Source organism: Streptomyces sp. G-G2 (genome assembly GCF_030063135.1).
Taxonomy (GTDB): Bacteria; Actinomycetota; Actinomycetes; order Streptomycetales; family Streptomycetaceae; genus Streptomyces.
On the sequence record NZ_JASISO010000006.1, the window covers coordinates 203062 to 222068 of the forward strand.

At 72.5% G+C, this 19007-nt stretch carries 14 protein-coding genes; 6 read left to right on the top strand and 8 right to left on the bottom strand.

The annotated features are described in order from the left end of the window. Position 1: 1 nt before the first annotated feature. Positions 2-1321, bottom strand: coding sequence for an LCP family protein (locus tag QMF80_RS07435; RefSeq protein ID WP_283450675.1), 1320 nt, complete (start codon positions 1319-1321; stop codon positions 2-4). Between the two features lie 106 nt (positions 1322-1427). Between QMF80_RS07435 and QMF80_RS07440 the strand changes: the two genes are divergently transcribed. The 3 genes from QMF80_RS07440 to QMF80_RS07450 all read left to right on the top strand — a co-directional run bounded on the left by QMF80_RS07440 (position 1428) and on the right by QMF80_RS07450 (position 4929). Next, the gene (locus QMF80_RS07440) at positions 1428-1976 is read left to right on the top strand and encodes an acyl-CoA thioesterase (protein ID WP_283450677.1); all 549 of its coding nucleotides are present in this window, start codon (positions 1428-1430) and stop codon (positions 1974-1976) included. A 162-nt stretch (positions 1977-2138) separates the two neighbouring features. Further along, positions 2139-3317: an acyltransferase family protein gene (locus QMF80_RS07445; RefSeq protein WP_283450678.1), complete on the top strand. Its 1179-nt coding sequence runs from the start codon at positions 2139-2141 to the stop codon at positions 3315-3317. Positions 3318-3402: 85 nt separating this feature from the next. Then, positions 3403-4929, top strand: coding sequence for a glycosyltransferase family 39 protein (locus QMF80_RS07450; RefSeq protein ID WP_283450679.1), 1527 nt, complete (start codon positions 3403-3405; stop codon positions 4927-4929). 84 nt (positions 4930-5013) lie between these two features. On the opposite strand, the gene QMF80_RS07455 is transcribed toward QMF80_RS07450, so the two are convergent. Beyond that, on the bottom strand, positions 5014-6504 hold the full coding sequence (locus QMF80_RS07455; RefSeq protein ID WP_502962796.1) for an LCP family protein: 1491 nt from the start codon (positions 6502-6504) through the stop codon (positions 5014-5016). Positions 6505-6667: 163 nt separating this feature from the next. Between QMF80_RS07455 and QMF80_RS07460 the strand changes: the two genes are divergently transcribed. Beyond that, on the top strand, positions 6668-7696 hold the full coding sequence (locus QMF80_RS07460; RefSeq protein WP_283450681.1) for a glycosyltransferase family 2 protein: 1029 nt from the start codon (positions 6668-6670) through the stop codon (positions 7694-7696). 76 nt (positions 7697-7772) lie between these two features. Here QMF80_RS07460 and QMF80_RS07465 read toward each other — a convergent pair whose 3' ends face one another. From QMF80_RS07465 to QMF80_RS07480, 4 genes are all read right to left on the bottom strand, one after another. After that, positions 7773-9272 carry an LCP family protein gene (locus QMF80_RS07465; protein ID WP_502962791.1) on the bottom strand — a complete coding sequence of 500 codons (1500 nt, stop codon included), beginning with the start codon at positions 9270-9272 and terminating at the stop codon, positions 7773-7775. 298 nt (positions 9273-9570) lie between these two features. Beyond that, positions 9571-11379, bottom strand: coding sequence for an LCP family protein (locus tag QMF80_RS07470; protein WP_502962792.1), 1809 nt, complete (start codon positions 11377-11379; stop codon positions 9571-9573). Between the two features lie 223 nt (positions 11380-11602). Beyond that, entirely contained in the window at positions 11603-12814 is a 1212-nt protein-coding gene (locus tag QMF80_RS07475) for an LCP family protein (RefSeq protein WP_283450683.1), read from the bottom strand. A gap of 282 nt (positions 12815-13096) precedes the next feature. Then, entirely contained in the window at positions 13097-13846 is a 750-nt protein-coding gene (locus QMF80_RS07480; RefSeq protein WP_283450685.1) for a TIGR03089 family protein, read from the bottom strand. A gap of 140 nt (positions 13847-13986) precedes the next feature. On the opposite strand from QMF80_RS07480, the gene QMF80_RS07485 reads away from it, so the two are divergent. Both QMF80_RS07485 and QMF80_RS07490 read left to right on the top strand, forming a co-directional pair. Continuing rightward, complete coding sequence (locus tag QMF80_RS07485) at positions 13987-15477, top strand: peptidoglycan recognition protein family protein (protein WP_283450687.1); 1491 nt, start codon at positions 13987-13989, stop codon at positions 15475-15477. Between the two features lie 243 nt (positions 15478-15720). Beyond that, positions 15721-16698, top strand: a complete 978-nt coding sequence (locus QMF80_RS07490; protein ID WP_283450689.1) for a DNA-3-methyladenine glycosylase family protein — start codon at positions 15721-15723, stop codon at positions 16696-16698. A 46-nt stretch (positions 16699-16744) separates the two neighbouring features. On the opposite strand, the gene QMF80_RS07495 is transcribed toward QMF80_RS07490, so the two are convergent. Continuing rightward, positions 16745-18046, bottom strand: a complete 1302-nt coding sequence (locus QMF80_RS07495) for a coenzyme F420-0:L-glutamate ligase (protein WP_283450691.1) — start codon at positions 18044-18046, stop codon at positions 16745-16747. Further along, on the bottom strand, positions 18043-19002 hold the full coding sequence (gene cofD / locus QMF80_RS07500; protein ID WP_283450693.1) for a 2-phospho-L-lactate transferase: 960 nt from the start codon (positions 19000-19002) through the stop codon (positions 18043-18045). The genes QMF80_RS07495 and cofD overlap by 4 nt, the downstream gene beginning before the upstream one ends. Between the last annotated feature and the right edge of the window lie 5 nt (positions 19003-19007).

Below are 19007 nucleotides of genomic sequence, written 5' to 3' on the forward strand. Positions count from 1 at the left end.
ACTAGTTGGCCGTCACGGTCACCTTCTGGTCGCCCTGGATCTGCTTGACCAGCTGCTGCATCTTCGTCTTGTCCCAGATCAGGTTGCCGCCGCGCTCGCCCGAGATCGGCATGTTCATCGAGACGCCGTCCCCGCCGCTGATGCCCTTCATCGCGAAGAACATCTCGCCCAGGTCGAACAGCCCCATGTCCTTGTCCACGATCAGCGTGTCCAGCCCCGCGCCCAGCGTCGGGTAGAGCCGGAACGGGTTCATGATCGTGCCCGGGGTGGCCGCCTGGTGCGCCAGCGTCGCCAGGAACTTCTGCTGGTTCTTGGTCCGCGCCAGGTCCGACTCGGCGAAGGCGTAGCGGGTGCGTACGAACGCCAGGGCCTGCTGACCGTTGAGGGTCTGCTCGCCCGCCTTGAAGTCGGCGCCCGACTTCTCGTCCTTGAAGCCCTTCTCGATGTTCATGTCCACACCGCCGAGCGCGTCCACGATGTTCGCGAAGCCCGCGAAGCCGATCTCGGCGTAGTGGTCGATGCGCAGGCCCGTGTTGAACTCCACGGTGCGCACCAGCAGTTCCGGACCGTCGTCGGCGTACGCCGCGTTCAGCTTCTCCCGCTTGCCCTTGCCCGGGAACTTCTTGCCGGACTGGGAGCCGATGAAGGACGGGATCTCCACGTCGGAGTCGCGCGGCAGCGAGACCATCGTGTTCCCGCTGGAGCAGGCCGCCAGGATCATCATCGAGTCGGTCCGCTTGCCCTCGGCCGAACCGGTGTGCAGCTTCTTCTTGTCCTCGTCGGTCATGCCCTCGCGGCTGTCGGAGCCGACGATGAGGTACGTCGTGCAGTCGCCCTCCTTGGGGCGCTCGATCACCTTGGAGAGGTCGACCTCGCGGCGCACCTTGGAGTCGGCCCAGAAGTAGGTGCCGACGGTGGTCACGACCAGCGCCGAGACCAGCACGATCGATCCGATCTTGATCCGTCTGCGCCAGTCCGGGGCCGGGCCCGGGGCGCGCCCCGGACGGCCCGGGCCGTCCCCGGGGCCACCGGGACCCGCGGGGCCGCCCGGGGCGCCGGGGGAACCGTAGACCTGGCCCGTGTTGTAGCCGGAGTCGTACGACTGCTGCTGGGGCGGTACGCCGTAGCCCGGCGGCGCCTGCGCGGGGCGGCCCTGCGGCGGCACGGGAGGCTGCCCGGACGGCCGTACCGGCGGCCGGGGCGGCTGCCGGCGCTGGACGTGCGGCATCCGCTGTGCGTCCTCGGGACGCGCCTGGGCGCCGCCGCGTCCGTACCGGTCGTCGCGGTTCTCGTTCCGCCGCCCATCAGGCCAGTCATTCATGTGGACAAGGATGCCTGGCCGGACGGGGTGCCCGACAGGGCGGGTGGAGCTTCGTTCCGGTGCTGTTGCAGAGCTGATGCATCCGCGACAGCTTTAAGGTGGCGGTATGACAGACACACCGGACGTGCGGGCGGCGGAGACGGCGGGCAAGCCCGTCTCGGCCTCGCGGACCACCCTCAGCCACATCATGACGGCCAACGACACCAATCTCCTCGGCACGGTCCACGGCGGTGTGATCATGAAGCTGGTGGACGACGCGGCGGGCGCCGTTGCCGGACGCCACTCGGGCGGCCCCGCCGTCACCGCCTCCATGGACGAGATGGCGTTCCTCGCCCCGGTCCGGGTGGGCGACCTGGTCCACGTGAAGGCCCAGTGCAACTGGACCGGCCGCTCCTCCATGGAGATCGGCGTACGGGTCCTGGCCGAGCGGTGGAACGAGTCCACCCCCGCCACCCAGGTCGGCAGCGCCTACCTCGTCTTCACCGGCGTGGACGCCGAGGGCAAGCCGCGCACGGTCCCCCCGGTGCTCCCGGAGACCGACCAGGACCGCCGCCGCTACCAGGAGGCCGAGATCCGCCGCACCCACCGCCTGGCCCGCCGCCGCGCGATCATGGCCCTGCGCGAGGAAAGAGCGGCCCAAGGCTTCGACGCCTGAACCGGAACTGGGTGTTCCCGGTCACTCCCGCCGTGCACGGCCTGTGGGTCCGTGGGGGATCCCCGTAAAGTGTCGCGGACGTCCGCGGCTCGCGCGGCGGACCGGAACTCGGCTCTCCTGCCCTCCTGCCTACAGTCGGCCTCGCCGCGGAGTTGTCCTCACATGTCGACCGTCACACCGCCCCCGCCCCTGCGGGAGGCCGTCCACGCCCAGCCGGACCGCGGCACGAGGGGACCCAGGCGTCCCCGTCTCTACGTGCTCGACGGACTGCGCCTGATCGCGGCGCTCTCCGTGGTCGCCTTCCACTGGACCGGCGTCAACATCCACCCCGAGGTCTGGGGCCAGCGGGCCCAGACGGTGATGCCGACGGTCCACCGGTTCGGCGCCTACGGCTGGATGGGCGTCCAGCTGTTCTTCCTCATCAGCGGCTTCGTCATCTGCATGTCCTGCTGGGGCCGGTCGCCCCGGGACTACTTCACCTCCCGCGTGGTGCGCCTCTACCCCGCCTACTGGGTGGGCATCGTCATCACCACCCTCGTGGTGAACTTCGCGGCCACGGTCCGCGCCGCCCGCAAGCCGATGAGCCTCAGCGACGTGCTGACCAACCTCACGATGCTGGAGCGCCCGCTCGGCGTCACCGAGGCGGACGGCGTCTACTGGACCCTCTGGATCGAGCTCCGGTTCTACCTGCTGTTCGCCATCGTCGCCGTGATGGGCCTGACCTACCGGCGGGTGCTCGCCTTCTGCGGCATCTGGACGATCCTGGCCGTCATCACGCCGGGTACGGGCAGCAAGCTGATGGACACCGTCTTCATGCCGCAGGACGCCCCGTACTTCATCGCGGGTGTGGCCATGTACCTGATCTACCGCTTCGGTGTGAACCCGATGCTGCTCGGAGTGGTCGCCTTCTCCTGGCTGTTCGCGCAGAACCGGCTGCACATCACGGTCGGCTCCTACGAGTACGAGGTCCACCACACCCTGTCCTGGCCGGTCATGGCCGTCATATCCGGCGCGAGCTTCCTGGTCATGCTCGCCGTTTCGATGGGCGCCCTCAACTGGATCCGCTGGAAGTGGCTGACGGTGGCGGGCGCGCTGACGTACCCCGTGTACCTGCTCCACCAGGAGCTGGGCTGGGCCATGATCCGCTGGGGCCGCGACCACGGCATCGCCCCCTGCCCGCTGCTCGCGATGTGCCTGGCCGCCATCCTCACGCTGGCCTGGCTCGTCCACCGGTACGCCGAGCGTCCGCTGTCCGCGCTGCTCAAGCGGCTGCTGGACGGGGCGCGGGGCCCCCGGGGAGCGCTGCCGAAGACCGACCCGCCCGTACGCGCCCGCCCCTGAGCGGCGTCGCCCACCCCCGGGATTGGGCTTCGGCTCCACCGCTCATTTACCCTGGATCATTGACCGATCCGGAAGGCATGAGCAGATGACCACCAGCAGGACGGCCGTCGTGCCCGAAGCCGGCTCCGGACGGGAGTCGTCGGGCCCCGGACGCGGAGGGGCGCCCCGCGCACAGCGCGCCTCCCGCGCGTCCCGCCTCGACTGGGTGTGGGCAGCGCTGCTGACCTTCGCGGTCACCACCATAGGCAGCGGCAACGCCCAGCCCTGGCGCGATGAGTTCGCCAGCTGGAACGCTGCCCTCCGTGACACCGACGACCTCGTCGCGATGCTCGGCCACGTCGACGCCGTCTCCGGTGCGTACTACCTGATCCTGCACGGCTGGGTCTGCGTCGTCGGCGACTCCGAGGCCATGCTCCGGATGCCGTCTGCCCTGGCCATGGCCGGAGCGGCGGCATTCGTCGTACTGGCGGCCCGTCACCTCTTCGACCGCCGCACCGCCGTCTTCGCCGGGCTGCTCTTCGCCCTGCTGCCCGCCGTCTCCAAGTACGGCCAGGAAGCGCGCTCGTACGCCTTCGTCGTCCTCGCGGTCGCCGCGGCCACCTGGCTGCTGCTGCGGGCGCTGGACCGGCCGACGGCGCCGCGCTGGCTGCCGTACTCCCTCGCGGTGGCCGCGGCGGGCCTCTTCCACGTGGTCTCCCTGCTCTTCCTGCTGCCCCACGCGATGATCGTGGTGCTGCGCTGGTGGCGCGCCCGCGCCTGGCGGCTGCCCGTCACCTTCACCGCCGCCGTCGTGGTCGGCCTGCTGCCGGTGATCCCGCTGGCCCTGCTCGGCCAGCGCCAGGTGGGCCGCCAGATCAGCTGGCTCAAGGTCCCGCACCTGCGCGGCATCGCGGACCTGTGGACCAACCTCTTCGCCTCCCCGATGGTCGCCCTCGGCATGGTCGCGGCCGCGTTGCTCCCGCTGGCCTGGAGCCGCGGACGGCGCCCCGCCGTCGAGGTGGGGCTGGTGGCCGCCGTCCCGATCGCGGTCGCCTGGGTGATCTCGCAGGGCAGCACCTCGTACTTCCTGGACCGCTACCTGCTCTTCACGCTGCCCGGCTGGGTGGTGCTCGCCGCGGCCGGTCTGGCGGCGCTGCGCCCGCGGGTGGTCGGCATGGCCGGCCTGGCCCTCCTGATCCTGCTCGGGGCCGCCGACCAGCGTCAGCTGCGGACGAAGTACGTGAAGGACCGCACCGACGGCCGGGCCGTGGCGGACATCATCGGCAAGGACTACAAGCCCGGCGACGGCTTCGCGCCGGTCCGGGGTTCCGACCGCGTCTACATGATCGACTTCACGGTCGAGTACTACCTGCCCCCGCGGATCCAGCTCAAGGACGTCTTCGCCCAGCGCTCCGCGATCGCGAGCGACGACCTCTTTCCCGTCGAGTGCGACAAGCCGGCCGTCTGCCTGGACGGGACGCGGCGGGTGTGGGTCGTCACCTGGAGCGGTACGAGCAACCCGTACCACAAGCTCCCCGAGCAGCAGGAGAAGGCGCTCAAGGACCACTACAAGGTGGTCCGGAGCACCAAGGCGGGCAACCTCCAGGTCACCCTGGTCGAGCGCAACCGCTGACCCGGCGGCCGGTGATGCGGCGGCCGGTGATCCGGCAACCGCTGACGCGGCGGCCTCGGGGTGCGGGCGGGCGGGCCGAGCGGCTCAGCCCCCGCACACCACCTGGTCGCCGGTCACCACGCCGAACTCGCCCTGGTACGGGTCCTCGGCGCGGACCGGGACCACCTTCTTGTAGTCCGCGCCCGCCGTCACGATCAGGGTCCGCCCCTGCCCGGCCACCGCCCGCAGCTCGATGCCCGGCAGCGCCGTCGCGATCGTCCGCGCCGAACGGTCCCAGCGCGGGTCGTACGTCACCACCGTGCGCTTGACCTCGCGGCTCGCGGCGTTCCCGGGCGTGCGGGTGGTGTCGAAGCCGGTGGCCCGCAGCGCCTCGTCGACGCGGCCGCCCATCCCGTCGATCCGGGTGCCGTTCTCCACCTGGATCCGGATCTGCTGGGGCGCCACGTCCACCGGTACGGCGGGCTGCGGAGCCTTGGCCCCGGCCTTCGCGGCCGGCCGGGCCGGAGCCAGCGGGCGGTCGTCGCGCAGCGCCGCGAAGACCTTCGCGGCCTTCGGCGCGTCCCACTTCACCGTGTCGCCCAGCCCCTTGACCGGGAACGACGCGTCGCCCACCGGTACGGACGCGAACTCCGACGAGGACGGGGTGAACCCCCGCATCGCCTGCCCCAGCGCCAGCATCTGCTCCGAGCCGAAGCCCCGGTCGGCCCGCACCGACCCCAGCAGGGTCGAGCTGACCTGCTTGAACTTCACCGGGTTCAGCAGTATCCCGCCACTGGTCGACTGCTTGATCAGCGCCGCGACGAACCGCTGCTGGCGCTGCATCCGGCCGAGGTCCGAGGCCCCGTCGACGTGGCGCGACCGTACGTACTGCAGGGCCTGGCCGCCGCCCAGCCGGTGGGTGCCGGGCTGGAGGTCCAGGCCCGTGTACGAGTCCTGCATGGCCTTGGCCGTGCAGATCTCCACCCCGCCGATCGCGTCGACCGTCTTCATGAAGCTGGTGAAGTCGACCTCCAGGTAGTGGTCGATCTTCACCCGGGTCATGTTCTCCACGGTCCGCACCGTCAGGTTCGGGCCGCCCTCGGCGTACGCGGCGTTCAGCTTCACCGGGTGCGCGTGGTGGGCCTTCCCGGTCGAGGCGTCGGTGTGCTCGGGCACCTCGGCGTAACTGTCGCGGGGCAGGCTCACCACGCTCGCCCGCTCCCGGTCCGCCGAGATGTGCACCAGCATGATCGTGTCGGTGCAGTGGCAGGGGGCCCCGCCGAGCCGGTAGTCGCGCTTCTCGTCCGGGCTGATCTTGTCCCGGCCGTCGGTGCCGACCAGCAGGAAGTTCATGCCGTGGCCCGCCTGCGGGCGGTTCTTCATGTCCTTGAACGGGTCCACCCGCTCGATCCCGGTGTCCAGACCGGTCATCACCGCGTGGCCGATCGCCCCGGAACCCAGCACCGCCACCGACACGGTCGCCGCCAGCCGTACCCCCCAGCGGGGTCTGCTCGGGCGCTTTACCGCACTGGCACCGCCCGCGCGCCGGGGTCGCTGCGGTGGTGCGGGACGGGGGGAGCGGTGCGGGTGTGGCACGGGGGACACGGGGGGCACCTCCGCGGCGTAAGTCACAAGCAGGGCAGATTCGTCAGAACAGTAGGCCCATACGATCAGCGACTGACCGTACCGATCGTCCGGCGCGCACCCGGTTCCCCCGTACGCGGTAACGTGACACCGATACCCGACCTTGAAGGACCACATGCCCACCCAGCAGCCCGCAGTCTCGGTGATCATGCCGGTGCTCAACGAGGAGCGCCATCTGCGCGACTCCGTCCGGCACATCCTGGGACAGGACTACGCAGGCGAGATGGAGGTGGTGATCGCCCTCGGCCCGTCCACGGACCGGACCGACGAGATCGCCGCCGAGCTCGTACGTGAAGACCCGCGCGTCCACACCGTCCCGAACCCCACCGGCCGCACCCCGGCCGCCCTCAACGCCGCCATCAAGGCCTCGCGCCACCCGATCGTGGTGCGGGTCGACGGGCACGGCATGCTCTCCCCGAACTACATCGCCACCGCCGTCCGCCTCCTGGAGGAGACGGGCGCGCAGAACGTCGGCGGCATCATGCACGCCGAGGGCGAGAACGCCTGGGAGGACGCCGTCGCCGCCGCGATGACGTCGAAGATCGGCGTCGGCAACGCCGCCTTCCACACCGGCGGCGAGGCGGGCCCCGCCGACACCGTCTACCTCGGCGTCTTCCGCCGCGAGGCGCTGGAACGCGCGGGCGGCTACAACGTGGAGTTCATCCGCGCCCAGGACTGGGAGCTGAACTTCCGCATCCGCGAGGCGGGCGGGCTGATCTGGTTCTCGCCCGAGCTGAAGGTCCAGTACCGGCCGCGCCCCTCCGTACGGGCGCTGGCCAAGCAGTACAAGGACTACGGCCGCTGGCGCCACGTGGTGGCCCGCTACCACGCCGGCTCGATCAACCTCCGCTACCTGGCTCCGCCGACCGCGCTCTGCGCGATCGCCGCCGCAGTGGTGGCGGGCGCGACGGTGACCCCGTGGGCCTTCGCGGTCCCGGCGGCGTACCTGGCCGCGATCACCGCGGGCTCCGTCCCCGCGGGCAGGGGCCTCTCCCTCAAGGCCCGCGCCCAGATCCCGGTGGCCCTGGCCACGATGCACATGTGCTGGGGCTTCGGCTTCCTGACCAGCCCCCGGGCCCTGGCGAACCGCGTCATCGCCAGCCGCCGCCCGTCGCTGCGCGAGGACAGCCCGGCGGCCCCGTAGTCACGCCACGCGGACCGGGGCCCGGCGGATTCTCATCCGCCGGGCCCCGGTCTCGTACGTACGTCTCTCGACGCGGCTACCAGGTGAAGCCCTCCTGGATCGCCATGCACTCCTTGTCGTTGTCGCCGTTCAGGGGGCGGGCCGAGTCCGGGGCCTTGTTCAGCGGCGGGGCCGCGGGGGCGGGGGCGGCGCCCGTGCGCCAGTCCTTGCCCACGAACAGGGTGATGCCCGTGACCTCCGTGGAGCGCTGCACCGAGCTTGCGGGCAGGCCCAGGGCGGTGGCCACGGCCTGGGCGTCGCCGGCCTGGTCCAGGCCCGCGTAGCGGATCACCGTGGTGTCCTCGGCCGCGGCCTGGTTGTCGACGACCGCCTTGGTGAAGCCCTTGTCCGCCAGCAGCGCGGCGACCTCGGTCGAGCGGCCCTTGACCTTGCTCTCCGGGCCGGCCTTGCCGCCGGTCGCGTTGCGGACCATGACCGGGATCTTGGCGGGCGGCGCGGCCGGGTCGGCGGCGGGCTGCGAGGGGGCGGCCGACGCGGGGGCGGAGGGGGCGCCGGACGTGGCCCCCGAGGGCTGTCCCTTGCCGTCGAGCGCGATGTCGTCGCGCACCATCTGGAAGAGCTCCTCGGCCTCGACCGGCTTCGGCTCGACGCGGCCCTCCTCGCGGGTGCTGTACACCCACGGCATGGTGGTCATGGTGATCCGGCCGGTCGGGACCTTCTTCAGCTCCATGCTGAGGTCGAAGAGCTTGTCGATCTTGTTCAGGCTGGTGTCCACGACCATGGCGTCGATGGCCGCCTGCGCCAGGCTGTTGAGCTTCACCGGGTTGGTGAGCTTGGCGTTCTTGCGGAACTCGCGGGCCATGGAGTTCATGTACATGTGCTGGGCGTGCGTACGGCCGATGTCGGTGCCGTCCTCGAAGCCGTAGCGGGTGCGCAGCCACTGCAGCGCCTGCTCGCCCTGGATGACGTTCTCGCCCTTGGGCAGCTTGAGGCCCGAGCCGTGGCCTTCGCTGGTGCGCGAGAGCACGTTCTGCTGGACGCAGACCGGGACGCCGCCGATGGCGTCCGCCATCTTCACCACGCCCTTGAAGTCGATGAGCATGAAGTGGTCGACGGGGATGCCGGTCAGCTCCTGCCAGGCCGCGACCGTGCAGCCCGGGCCGCCCCGGCCGAGCGACTCGTTGGTCTGCACGAGCCCCTTGCTGGCCTGGTAGACCTTGCCGTCCTTGTCGGTGCACTTGGGCATCTTGATCAAGGTGTCGCGCGGCATCGACACGACCGACATGTTGCTGCGGTCCGCGGACAGGTGCAGCAGCATCTGTACGTCCGCCAGCGGCGGCCCGTCGAAGGTGTCATGGGCCCCGCCGAGGGCCTGGTTCTCCTTGCCGTCGCGCGCGTCGGAGCCGATGAGCAGGATGTTCAGCGGGGTCTGCCCGAAGGCGTTGGGCTTGGACCCGCCGAGCTTGCTGTCACCGAGGTTCAGCACGTCCGTGTGGATGTTGCCGTTCATGTAGCGGTAGTACAGGTAACCGGCGCCGGCCGTCCCGAGTATGAGCAGGGCGAGCACGGACGACACCCACCGCAGCACCCGTCTGCGTCCCCGGCGCGGTTGCCCGGACGGACCGCCCGGTCCCGTCGCCGCGCCGTCGCCCGAGGCCCCCCGTGGGCGGGGCACCGCGCCGGACGCGCCACCGCCGCCGTCGCCGGATATGCCACCGGTGCTCCCCGAGGGCGCACCCTCCCCCCGCACGCTGCTACGCGTCACACGTACCCCCCTCAAGATCCTGATTCGTCAGGCATTGTGCCGGTCGTTCCTGTGTCGGCCCGCCGCCAGGGCCGGTTGTCCGGCACGGACCGCGATCCGACGCGTCCTGCTATTTGGCGCAGACCGCCTTGTCCGCCTCGACCCGCTGGACGCCCTCGGGCGCCTGCTGCGGCGCCGTGAGCGAGATCCCCGCCCCCTTGAAGTCCGCGCCGAGCGTGAGCTTCATCGGTGTCTTCGGCGGCGCGTCCGCCGATCCGGCCTTCAGGGCCGACGCGGGCAGGCCCATCATGTCGGCGAGCGCCCGGGCCTGGTCGGCCTGGTTGGGCGCGTACTCCAGCGTGGTGTGATCGAGCTTCGCGGGCGCGTTGCCCAGGTTGCTCGACTTCTCCACGCCCTTCGAATTCTGCAGCCACGCCAGGGTGGTGGAGGCGGAGCCCTGCGGCCCGCCGCCGTTGGAGACGGCCACCCGTACGTCGGCGGCCGGCGCGCGGTTGCCCTGGAGCAGCGCGTCCTGCTTGCTCTTGGCCTCCGCCGCCGCGGCCTTCTCCTTCTGCTCCACCGCCGTCAGCGAGACGTCCTCGCGGATCATCTGGAGCAGCGGATCGGACTGCGAGGGATTGAGCACCACGGTCACCTTGACCCGCTCCGCCGGATTGTCGAGCACCGGCAGGGTGGTGAAGGTGATGTTCTTCGGGTTGATCCCCTTCAACTCACCTGCCAGCGAGGTGAGTTGGCTGATGGAACCCATGCCCTTGTCCACGCTCAGCGCCTTCGTGGCCGCCTCCGCGAGCGCGAACACCTTCTTCGGGCTGGTCAGCGTGTCCTGCGACTTCATCTCACGGATCATGGAACTCAGGAACTGCTGCTGGGTCTTGATCCGGTCGAGGTCGCTCTCGTTGCCGAAGGAGTGCCGCGTCCGTACGAAGGCCAGCGCCTGCTCCCCGTCGAGCCGGTGCTCGCCCGCCGTCAGGTTCAGCTTCGAGTCGCGGTCGTTGACGGCCTTGTCCAGGCACACCGGGACCCCGCCGACGGCCTTGCTCAGGGTCTTGACCGCGTTGAAGTCCGCCATCAGGAAGTGGTCCACGGGGATGCCGGTCAGTTCCTGCACCGTGCGCATCGTGCAGCCCGGGTCCCGGCCCTCCTGCCCGAGGCTCGTGTTGAAGCGCACCCCGCGCTGCGCGGGGATGTTCTTCGTCGAGCCGTCGGGCTGCTTCGTCGGGCAGGTCGGGATGTCGGTGATCAGGTCGCGGGGGATGGACAGCGCCGTCGCGTTCGTCCGGTCCTTGGAGACGTGGAAGAGGAAAGTGGTGTCCGCGTGGCCGGGGCTGTCGGGGTCGCCGTAGCCCGCGTTGCCGTCACCGGTCCGCTTGTCCGTGCCGATGATCAGGATGTTGATCGGCTGGTCCTTCTGGAAGCCGTTGCGGCCCGCGCCCAGGGTGTCCGTGGTCTTGATGTTGCCGTTGAGGTGGTCGTAGTACAGGTACGCGGCGAGGGAGCCGCCCACCAGTACGAACGCCAGCGAGCCGCCCGCGATCGCCAGCCCCTTCCGGCGCCCCCGGCCGCCTTCTCCGCCCGGTCCGTGCCCTCCGGCGGTCCGCCGCCCGCCGCGCCGCCCGCCGCCGGGCCCGTCACCGCGCCGCGGCCCGGGCACCCCCGGAGAGGGAGTCGCGGGAGCCGCGGGGGACGTGGGGGAGGGGGCCGTGGAGGACTTCGAGGCCCGGCCCGACCTGGCGGCGGTGCCGGAGGGGGAGGGGGAGGCCGAGGGGAGCCGGCCGCGGGCTCTTCGGGGGGAGGTCACCGAGGGCCGCTGCGCAGCGGAGCGGTCCGGTCGCAGCTCGTAGTCGCCTGTGCGAGGGTCGAGGACCCATTGGTCTGCGGGGTCGGCTTCTTCTGCTCGCCCACGGCTGTGCGCATCCACGGTTGCTCGAGTCCTCCGTCGGTGCCTCGCGAGGCGCCTCCCCCCAGGCGCTCGGTCAACGATCGGGCTGCTGGTGCACGGCCTACGGCCTGCCTGCGCACCGGATCGCTCACCTTATCCGGCCAGTTCACCGCCAAACCATGCTGGTGACAAATTCCACTCACCTTATAACTGGGCAAACCCCTCATCCCACCCGGTTCGGACTCCGGCTTTTTGGATTGTTTTACCGGCAGGTAGCGGTACCCGCCGTGGTGCCCGTGAAAGTGGGGACGGGCGAGGGGGCGGGGGCGGTTCCCGCGCCTGCCGCCGGGGTGTGCTCGGCCTCGGCCCGCTGTTCGGGGGTGGCCTGTCCTTGCGGATCAAGGGCTGCGGGCGCGACCACCGTCACCGGCTCGTCCATCCGCAGCTGCTGGAAGAGCCGGGCCGCTTCCGGCTCCGCCAGTTCGTCCCGGTTCGGATCGGCGGCGTACGGCTTGCGCGGTACGGTCAGGAAGTTGATCCGATCGGTCGGGATGTTCCGTATGCCGCGCACCAGTTCGTACAGCCCGCGCAGCGAGGCCAGCCCCGGGTCCGCGGTCACCGAGGAAGTCGCCGCGTCCAGCAGGGGATAGAGCCGGGCCGGATTGAGCAGCACCCCGTCGCTCTGCACCTTCTTCACCAGCGAGCCCATGAACTCCTGCTGGCGTTCCATCCGTTCGGTGTCGCTGCCGTTGCCCAGGCTGTGCCGGACCCGGACGAAGCCGAGGGCCTGCTCGCCCTGGAGGGTCTGCCGTCCGGCGGGCAGCTTCAGCTTCGCATCGGTGTCGTCGATCGGCTGCTTGAGGCAGACCTCGACCCCGCCGACGGCGTCGACCACCCTCTTGAACCCGCCGAAGTCGATCACCATGTGGTGATCGACGCGGATCCCGGTCAGCTTCTCGACCGTACGGACCGTGCAGGCCGCGCCGCCCCACTCGAAGGCCCAGTTGAACTGGGCGTTCTGCGCGGTGGTCCGGCTCCCGTCCGCCTTCAGGCAGCTCGGTACGTCGGTCATCAGGTCTCGCGGTATCGACACCGCGGTCGCGCTCAGCCGGTTCGCGGGCAGGTGCAGCAGGATCGCGGTGTCCGAGCGCTGGGTGCCGACGTCCCGTCCGTACTTGGCGTTCTCCTTGCCGGAGCGCGAGTCCGAACCGATCAGCAGCACGTTCTGGGCGCCGTCCACGAAGTGCACCGGGCGCTCGCGGTCGTAGCGCCGCAGTTCGGCGGCGGCGGAGGTGTCCTCCTTGATGTTGCCCTCGAGCTTGCGGTAGACCCACCAGCCGGTCGCCGCCCCCGCCAGGACCAGCAGCACCACCCCGAGGCCGATCCAGCGCAGCGGCCGGCGCCGTCGGCGCGGGGGCGGCGTACCGCCCGTGCCCGCACCGGGGTGCTCGGGTATGCCGGCGCTGTCGGTCACGTCCGCGTCCGTCCCTCACCGCTAGGTGACAGCCCCGTACGGGTGGGTACGCGGCCTACGCCGATCCTGCCCCGGGGTCGGCGGAGCGGCCCGGGGCAGGGGTCCCTACTACGCCGTGTGGGTGACAAATAGCGTGTTCCCGCAGGGGGCGGCGCGGGCGCCGGGTACCGGGAACGACGCGAGCGACGCGGTGGCCGCGTCCGGTGGGTGACGCGGCCACTACGCGGTGTGGCCTGCCGTTACGCGCTGCCGTGGTCTGTCGCTACGCGCCGTGGCCTGCCGCTACGCGGTGTGGGTCACGCGTTCGCTCTCGGCCCGGGTGGCCAGGGCGGCCTCGGACAGCTGGTCCAGGTGACGGCAGAGCACCGCCGACCCGCCCGCCGCGAGCGGTGCGAACAGTCCGGCCGACAGTCCCTCCCAGGTGTCGAAGCCCAGCCCCGACAGCACCCGGGAGCCCCCGCTCAGCCCCCGCTCCGCCGCGTCCGCCCGCGCCCGGTCCACCAGCTGTACGTACGACAGCGCGCGGCCCCCGACCCGCAGCGCGGCCCCCTCGGGGTCCACCGGCACGAAGGGCGCGAACTGGTCGCCCTGCCCCGGCACCTCCACCGCGTAGTCCGCGAACCCGGCCGGGGGCTGCGGGAAGCGCCCGCCGAGCGGCCGCAGCGCCAGCGCGACCCGCTCGCCGGAGCAGGCCCGCGCCTCCTCCAGCGTGTCCGGCCCGCTGACCACGAGGTCCGCGTCGGCCGGGTCCCCGCCCACCTCGACCGTCACGCCGACCGAGGCGCAGGCGATCAGCCACACGGCGCTCTGCCAGTGGGCGGGCAGCAGCAGCGCGAGCCGGTCGCCGGGCTCGGCGCCGAGGTCGCCCTGGAGCAGGTTGGCGGTTTTGGCCACCCAATTGGCGAAGGTGGTGACGGACAATTCGATGCGCTCGCCCGTCGCGTCGTCGTAGAAGGTGACGAGGGGGCGGCCCGGATCGGCGGCGAGCGCGGATCGCAGCAGGTCGGCAGGGGTGCGGTCAGTGGTGTTCACCCGGCTCAGGCTACGCGGGGGCCTCCCTCGTACGGGGGCCGTACCGCTCCCCCGTACGGAGGAACGCCGGAGCGCAATTACCCGACGATCCGTCAGTTCTCCGATGGCGCCCGGCGGTGAACGCGTTCAGCATCCGTTTCATGCGTGGATTCCTTGCTTCCTCGATCGGCGTCGCGACCGCGGCCGCACTGTCCCTCCCGCTCGCCGTCGCCCTCCCCGTGGTGGCGACGGCCTCGACCGTGACCACGGCCGTCCCAGCGACCGGGGCGGCCGCGGCCGCCCCGGTGGTTCCGGACGCCCCGGCCGGGTCCACCCGGTCGCTGCCCCTCGTCCCGCTCACGTCCGCGGACCACCGGGACTCCGACGTCCCCGGCATGAGCGCCTCCCCCCGGCTCCCCGAGACCGAGGGCCTGCCCGCGCGCGACGTGGCGACCTTCTCCATGGTCGGCGTCGTCTGGGACGACGCGGCCGCCCCGCTCTCCGGGCGGGTGCAGGTCCGTACCCGCTCGGCCGCCACGGCCACGTGGTCCGGCTGGCAGGACATCGAGACCCACAACGGCGAGCACGCCGCCGACCCCGACGCGGCCGAACGCACCGGCGGCCGGGTCCGGGGCAGCACCGCGCCCCTGTGGGTCGGCGCGTCCGACGGCGTCGAGGTCCGGGTCCAGGCGGAACCGGGCGCCCGCGACCGTACGGGCGCGGCCCCCGGCACCCCGGCCACCACCCGGCTCCCCACCGGGATGCGGATCGAACTGGTCGACCCCGGCGCCGCGCCGCGGACCGTCCCGGTGGACGCCAAGAACGGCGCGGAGACGGGCGGCGCCCCGGCCGGACCGCCCGAGGACGACAAGGGGGAGACGGCGGTCGGCGCGCCCGGCCTGAGCATGGAGATGGCCGAGTCCTCGGCGCCGAACGTCCCGCTCGCGCCGCTCGGCGCCAGTGAGATCACGGAGCTGAACAAGGCCGACTCCACCGCAGACGCGATCCTCGCGAGCGAGGGCTCGCTCAGCCCGGCCGCCCGCCCGTACATCGGGCCGCGGCCCCGCATCGTCACCCGGCGGGGCTGGGGCGCGGACGAGAACCTGCGCGAACGGGGCTTCGTCTACACGAACACCGTCAAGGCGGCCTTCGTGCACCACACCGCCTCCGGCAACGGCTACGCCTGCGGGGACGCCCCGGCGGTCCTGCGCAGCCTGTACCGCTACCACGTGGTCAGCGAGGGCTGGCGGGACATCGGCTACAACTTCGCCGTCGACAAGTGCGGAACCGTCTACGAGGGCCGGGCGGGCGGCGTCGCCAAGCCGGTGCTCGGGGCGCACACCATGGGCTTCAACACGGACAGCATGGGCATCGCGGTGATCGGCACCTTCTCGAACGCGCAGCCGCCCGCGGCCGCCGTGAACGCGGTGGCGCGGCTGACGGCGTGGAAGCTCGGCCTGTTCGGGGCGAACCCGCTGTCGAAGACGACGCTGCGGTCGGGCGGGGGGAACCTGTACGCGAAGGGCCGCAACGTCCGGATGAACGTGATCTCCGGGCACCGGGACGGGTTCGCGACGGAATGCCCGGGCCGCCAGCTGTACGGCAAACTCCCCACCACCCGCACCTCCTCGGCCCACCTCCAGGGCCGCTGACCCCACCCCACCGGCGGCGGCGGGCCCATCTCAGCCTCGCCGGCGTTTGAGGCGCCGCCGGAGGCCGGGGTTGCCGCGCGGCCCTCGTTCGCCGGCTGGTTCCGGGTGTGCCTCCGGCGGGCCCTCAAACGCCGGGCAGGCTGAAGGGGGCGCCGCCGGAGGCCCGGGCTCTCGCCGGGCGAGCTGAAACGGCACCGCCGCAGGCAGGGGCGCCCACCCGCCGCCGCGGGCTACGCTCAAGGCATGGCCGGCCGCTTCGATCCCCCCACCCGCACCACGATCCGCGGCGGCCGCACCGACCTCCCCGCCCCCGGGCCCCAGCCCAAGGTCCGCCCCCTGCCCGGCCCCGCCCCCCTCGACCTCGGGCTGGTCCTCGGCCCGCTCCGCCGCGGCGCCGGCGACCCGACCTTCCGGGCCGCCCCGGACGGCGTCTGGCTCGGCCTGCGCACCCCCGCCGGCCCCGCCACCCTGCACGTCACCCAGAGCGGCGCCACCGCCTGGGGCCCCGGCGCGGACTGGGCGCTCGACGGCCTCCCCGCCCTGCTCGGAGCCCAGGACGCCCCGGCCGACTTCGTCCCCCGCCACCGTCTCGTGCACGCCAGCCACCGCCGCCGCCCCGGCCTGCGCCTCACCCGGACCGGCCTGGTCCTCCAGGCGCTGATCCCCACGGTCCTGGAGCAGAAGGTCACCACCGACGAGGCCTACCGCGCCTGGCGCCGCCTCGTACGCCAGTACGGCGAGCGCGCCCCCGGCCCGCACCCGGACCTGTACGTGATGCCCGACGCCCGCACCTGGGCCCTGATCCCCTCCTGGGACTGGCACAAGGCGGGCGTCGACATGAAGCGCTCGGCCACCATCGTCCGGGCGGCCCGCGTCGCGCCCCGCCTGGAGGAGGCCGCCGCGATGGACCTCCCGGCCGCCATGGCCCGCCTGGAGGCGGTCTCCGGCATCGGCCCCTGGACCTCCGCCGAGACCCTCCAGCGCAGCAATGGCGCCGCCGACGCCGTCACCACCGGCGACCTGCACCTGCCCGGCACCATCGGCTACGCCCTCATCGGCGACCGCGACGCCGACGACGCGGCGATGCTCGAACTCCTCGCCCCGTACGCCGACCAGGGCACCGGACAGCGCCACCGGGCGGCCCGGCTGATCCTGCTCGCGGGCCGCACCCCGCCCCGCCGCGTCCCGAAGATGCCCCGCACCGACATCGGAAGGCTGTAACCGGACGGGACCGGACCCGACCGGAACCGACCGGACGGGACCGCCCTCAGCGGACCTCGATGAAGTCCGCCGGATCCCGCTCCGCCCGCTCCCGCGGCGCCCCGGCCGCGTGGCCGACCGCCACCGCCCCCATCGGGTCCCAGTCCTCCGGCAGCGCCAGCACCTCCCGCACCACGTCCCGGCAGAACATCGTCGAGGACACCCACGCCGACCCGAGCCGTTCCCCGGCCAGCGCGACCAGGAAGTTCTGTACGCCCGCGCCCATCGCGACCACGAACATCTCCCGCTCGGCCGCGTCGCGCCGGGCGTGCCCGTAGTCGTGCGCCCCGTCCGTCACCAGGCAGGGCACCACCAGGTACGGCGCCGCGCGCAGCACGTCCCCGCGCCGCACCCGCTTGGCGATGGACTCCTCGGACTTGCCGTCGCGGCGCAGGTCCGCGATCCACGCGTCCCGCATCGCGTCCAGCAGCTCCAGCCGCGCCGACGCCGACTCCAGCAGGACGAACCGCCACGGTGTGGTGTGGTGCGGCGCGGGCGCGGTGACGGCCGCCGCGACGGCCCGGCGTACGGCGCCCGGGTCCACGGGGTCGGCGGTGAACGCCCGTACCGTCCGGCGCTGGGTCACGGCCTCCCGTACCGCCTCCGAGGTCCCCAGCCGGAACATGTCGTCGGCGGGGGAACGGACCAGCTCACGGGCCGATCCGCCCTCGGCCACCAGGTGGCCCAGCCCGCGTACGACGGCCACCGGCAGCCCGTCCGCCTTGCCCTTGACCAGGTCACCGGCCGCGGCCAGTTCGTCGGCGGTGGCCACCACGGTCGCGCTCAGCGGGTTGCCGTGGGCGTCGGCGTTGCCGCGCAGGTCCTCCAGGACCCTTACCCCGGCCGCGCCGATCGCGACATCCGTCAGCCCGGTGCGCCAGGGTCGCCCGAAGGTGTCGGTCACGAGGACGCCGACATCCACGGACAGGGCGGCCCGCAGCCCCGCGCGGATCGCCCGCGCCGAGGCGTCGGGATCCTCGGGCAGCAGCAGGACCGTGCCCGCGGCGGTGTTGGAGGCGTCGACCCCGGCGGCGGCCATGACCAGGCCCTGCCGGTTCTCCACGATGCGCAGCGGACCGCGGCGCGCGACCACCCGTACCGTCTCGGCGTCGATGGCCTCCTCGCGGGAGTCGGCGGTGACGATCCGGCCCTCCGCCTTGGAGACGATCTTCGAGGTGACGAGCAGGACGTCCCCGTCGCGCAGCTCCGGGGCGGCGGCCGCGATCAGCCGCGCCAGGTCGTCGCCCGGGCGGACCTCCGGGAGCCCGGCCACGGCCCGTACTCCGTACGAGGGGACGTCCCCGCTCACCGGGAGGCCTCCGCCAGGTCCAGCGCGGCCCGGGCCATGGCCGCGGTCGCGGCGAGGTCGGTCATCATCAGCGGCACCGCGCGGCAGGTGATCCCGACGGCCTCCACCTCGGCGGTCGCCTCCGCGTCGGAGGTGTCGACGAGCCAGCCGTCCAGCAGTCCGGTGCCGTAGTGGAGGGCGACGGCGGCGGCCGTGGACTCGACGCCGACGGCGGCCAGCACCTTGTCGGCCATGCCGCGCACGGGCGCGCCCCCGACGATGGGGGAGAGGCCGATCACCGGCGCCCCGGCGTCGGCCACGGCCTCGCGGATGCCGGGCACGGCGAGGATGGTGCCGATCGAGACGACTGGGTTGGACGGCGGGAAGATGATCACGTCGGCGGCCGCGATGGCCTCCAGCACGCCGGGCGCGGGCTTGGCCTGTTCGGCGCCGACCGGTACGACGGCCTCCGCGTCCACGGAGGCGCGCAGCCGCACCCAGTACTCCTGGAAGTGGATGACCTTCCGCTCACCGGTACCCGCCTCGGTGACGGCGATGTGGGTCTCGACCCGGTCGTCGGACATCGGCAGCAGCCGCACTCCGGGCTGCCAGCGGTCGCACAGGGCCTCGGTGACGGCGCTGAGCGGGTAGCCCGCGGCGAGCATCTGGGTGCGGACGATGTGGGTCGCGAAGTCGCGGTCGCCGAGGCCGAACCAGTCCGGTCCGACCCCGTAGGCCGCGAGTTCTTCCTTGACCTTGAAGGATTCGTCGGTGCGGCCCCAGCCCTGGTCCTCGTTGATGCCACCGCCGAGGGTGTACATCACCGTGTCCAAGTCGGGGCACACCTTGAGCCCGAACAGGTGAATGTCGTCACCGGTGTTGCCGATGACCGTGATGTCCGCGTCGGGCTCGGCCGACCTGAGTCCCCGGAGGAACCGGGCGCCGCCGATGCCGCCGGCCAGTACAACAATGCGCATGCAGC

What these genes read in the sequence shown, in the direction of transcription:
- QMF80_RS07435 (WP_283450675.1), bottom strand. Translation starts at nt 1,321, where the DNA reads ATGAATGACTGGCCTGATGGGCGGCGGAACGAGAACCGCGACGACCGG.
- QMF80_RS07440 (WP_283450677.1), top strand. Translation starts at nt 1,428, where the DNA reads ATGACAGACACACCGGACGTGCGGGCGGCGGAGACGGCGGGCAAGCCC.
- QMF80_RS07445 (WP_283450678.1), top strand. Translation starts at nt 2,139, where the DNA reads ATGTCGACCGTCACACCGCCCCCGCCCCTGCGGGAGGCCGTCCACGCC.
- QMF80_RS07450 (WP_283450679.1), top strand. Translation starts at nt 3,403, where the DNA reads ATGACCACCAGCAGGACGGCCGTCGTGCCCGAAGCCGGCTCCGGACGG.
- QMF80_RS07460 (WP_283450681.1), top strand. Translation starts at nt 6,668, where the DNA reads ATGCCCACCCAGCAGCCCGCAGTCTCGGTGATCATGCCGGTGCTCAAC.
- QMF80_RS07485 (WP_283450687.1), top strand. Translation starts at nt 13,987, where the DNA reads ATGCGTGGATTCCTTGCTTCCTCGATCGGCGTCGCGACCGCGGCCGCA.
- QMF80_RS07490 (WP_283450689.1), top strand. Translation starts at nt 15,721, where the DNA reads ATGGCCGGCCGCTTCGATCCCCCCACCCGCACCACGATCCGCGGCGGC.
- cofD (WP_283450693.1), bottom strand. Translation starts at nt 19,002, where the DNA reads ATGCGCATTGTTGTACTGGCCGGCGGCATCGGCGGCGCCCGGTTCCTC.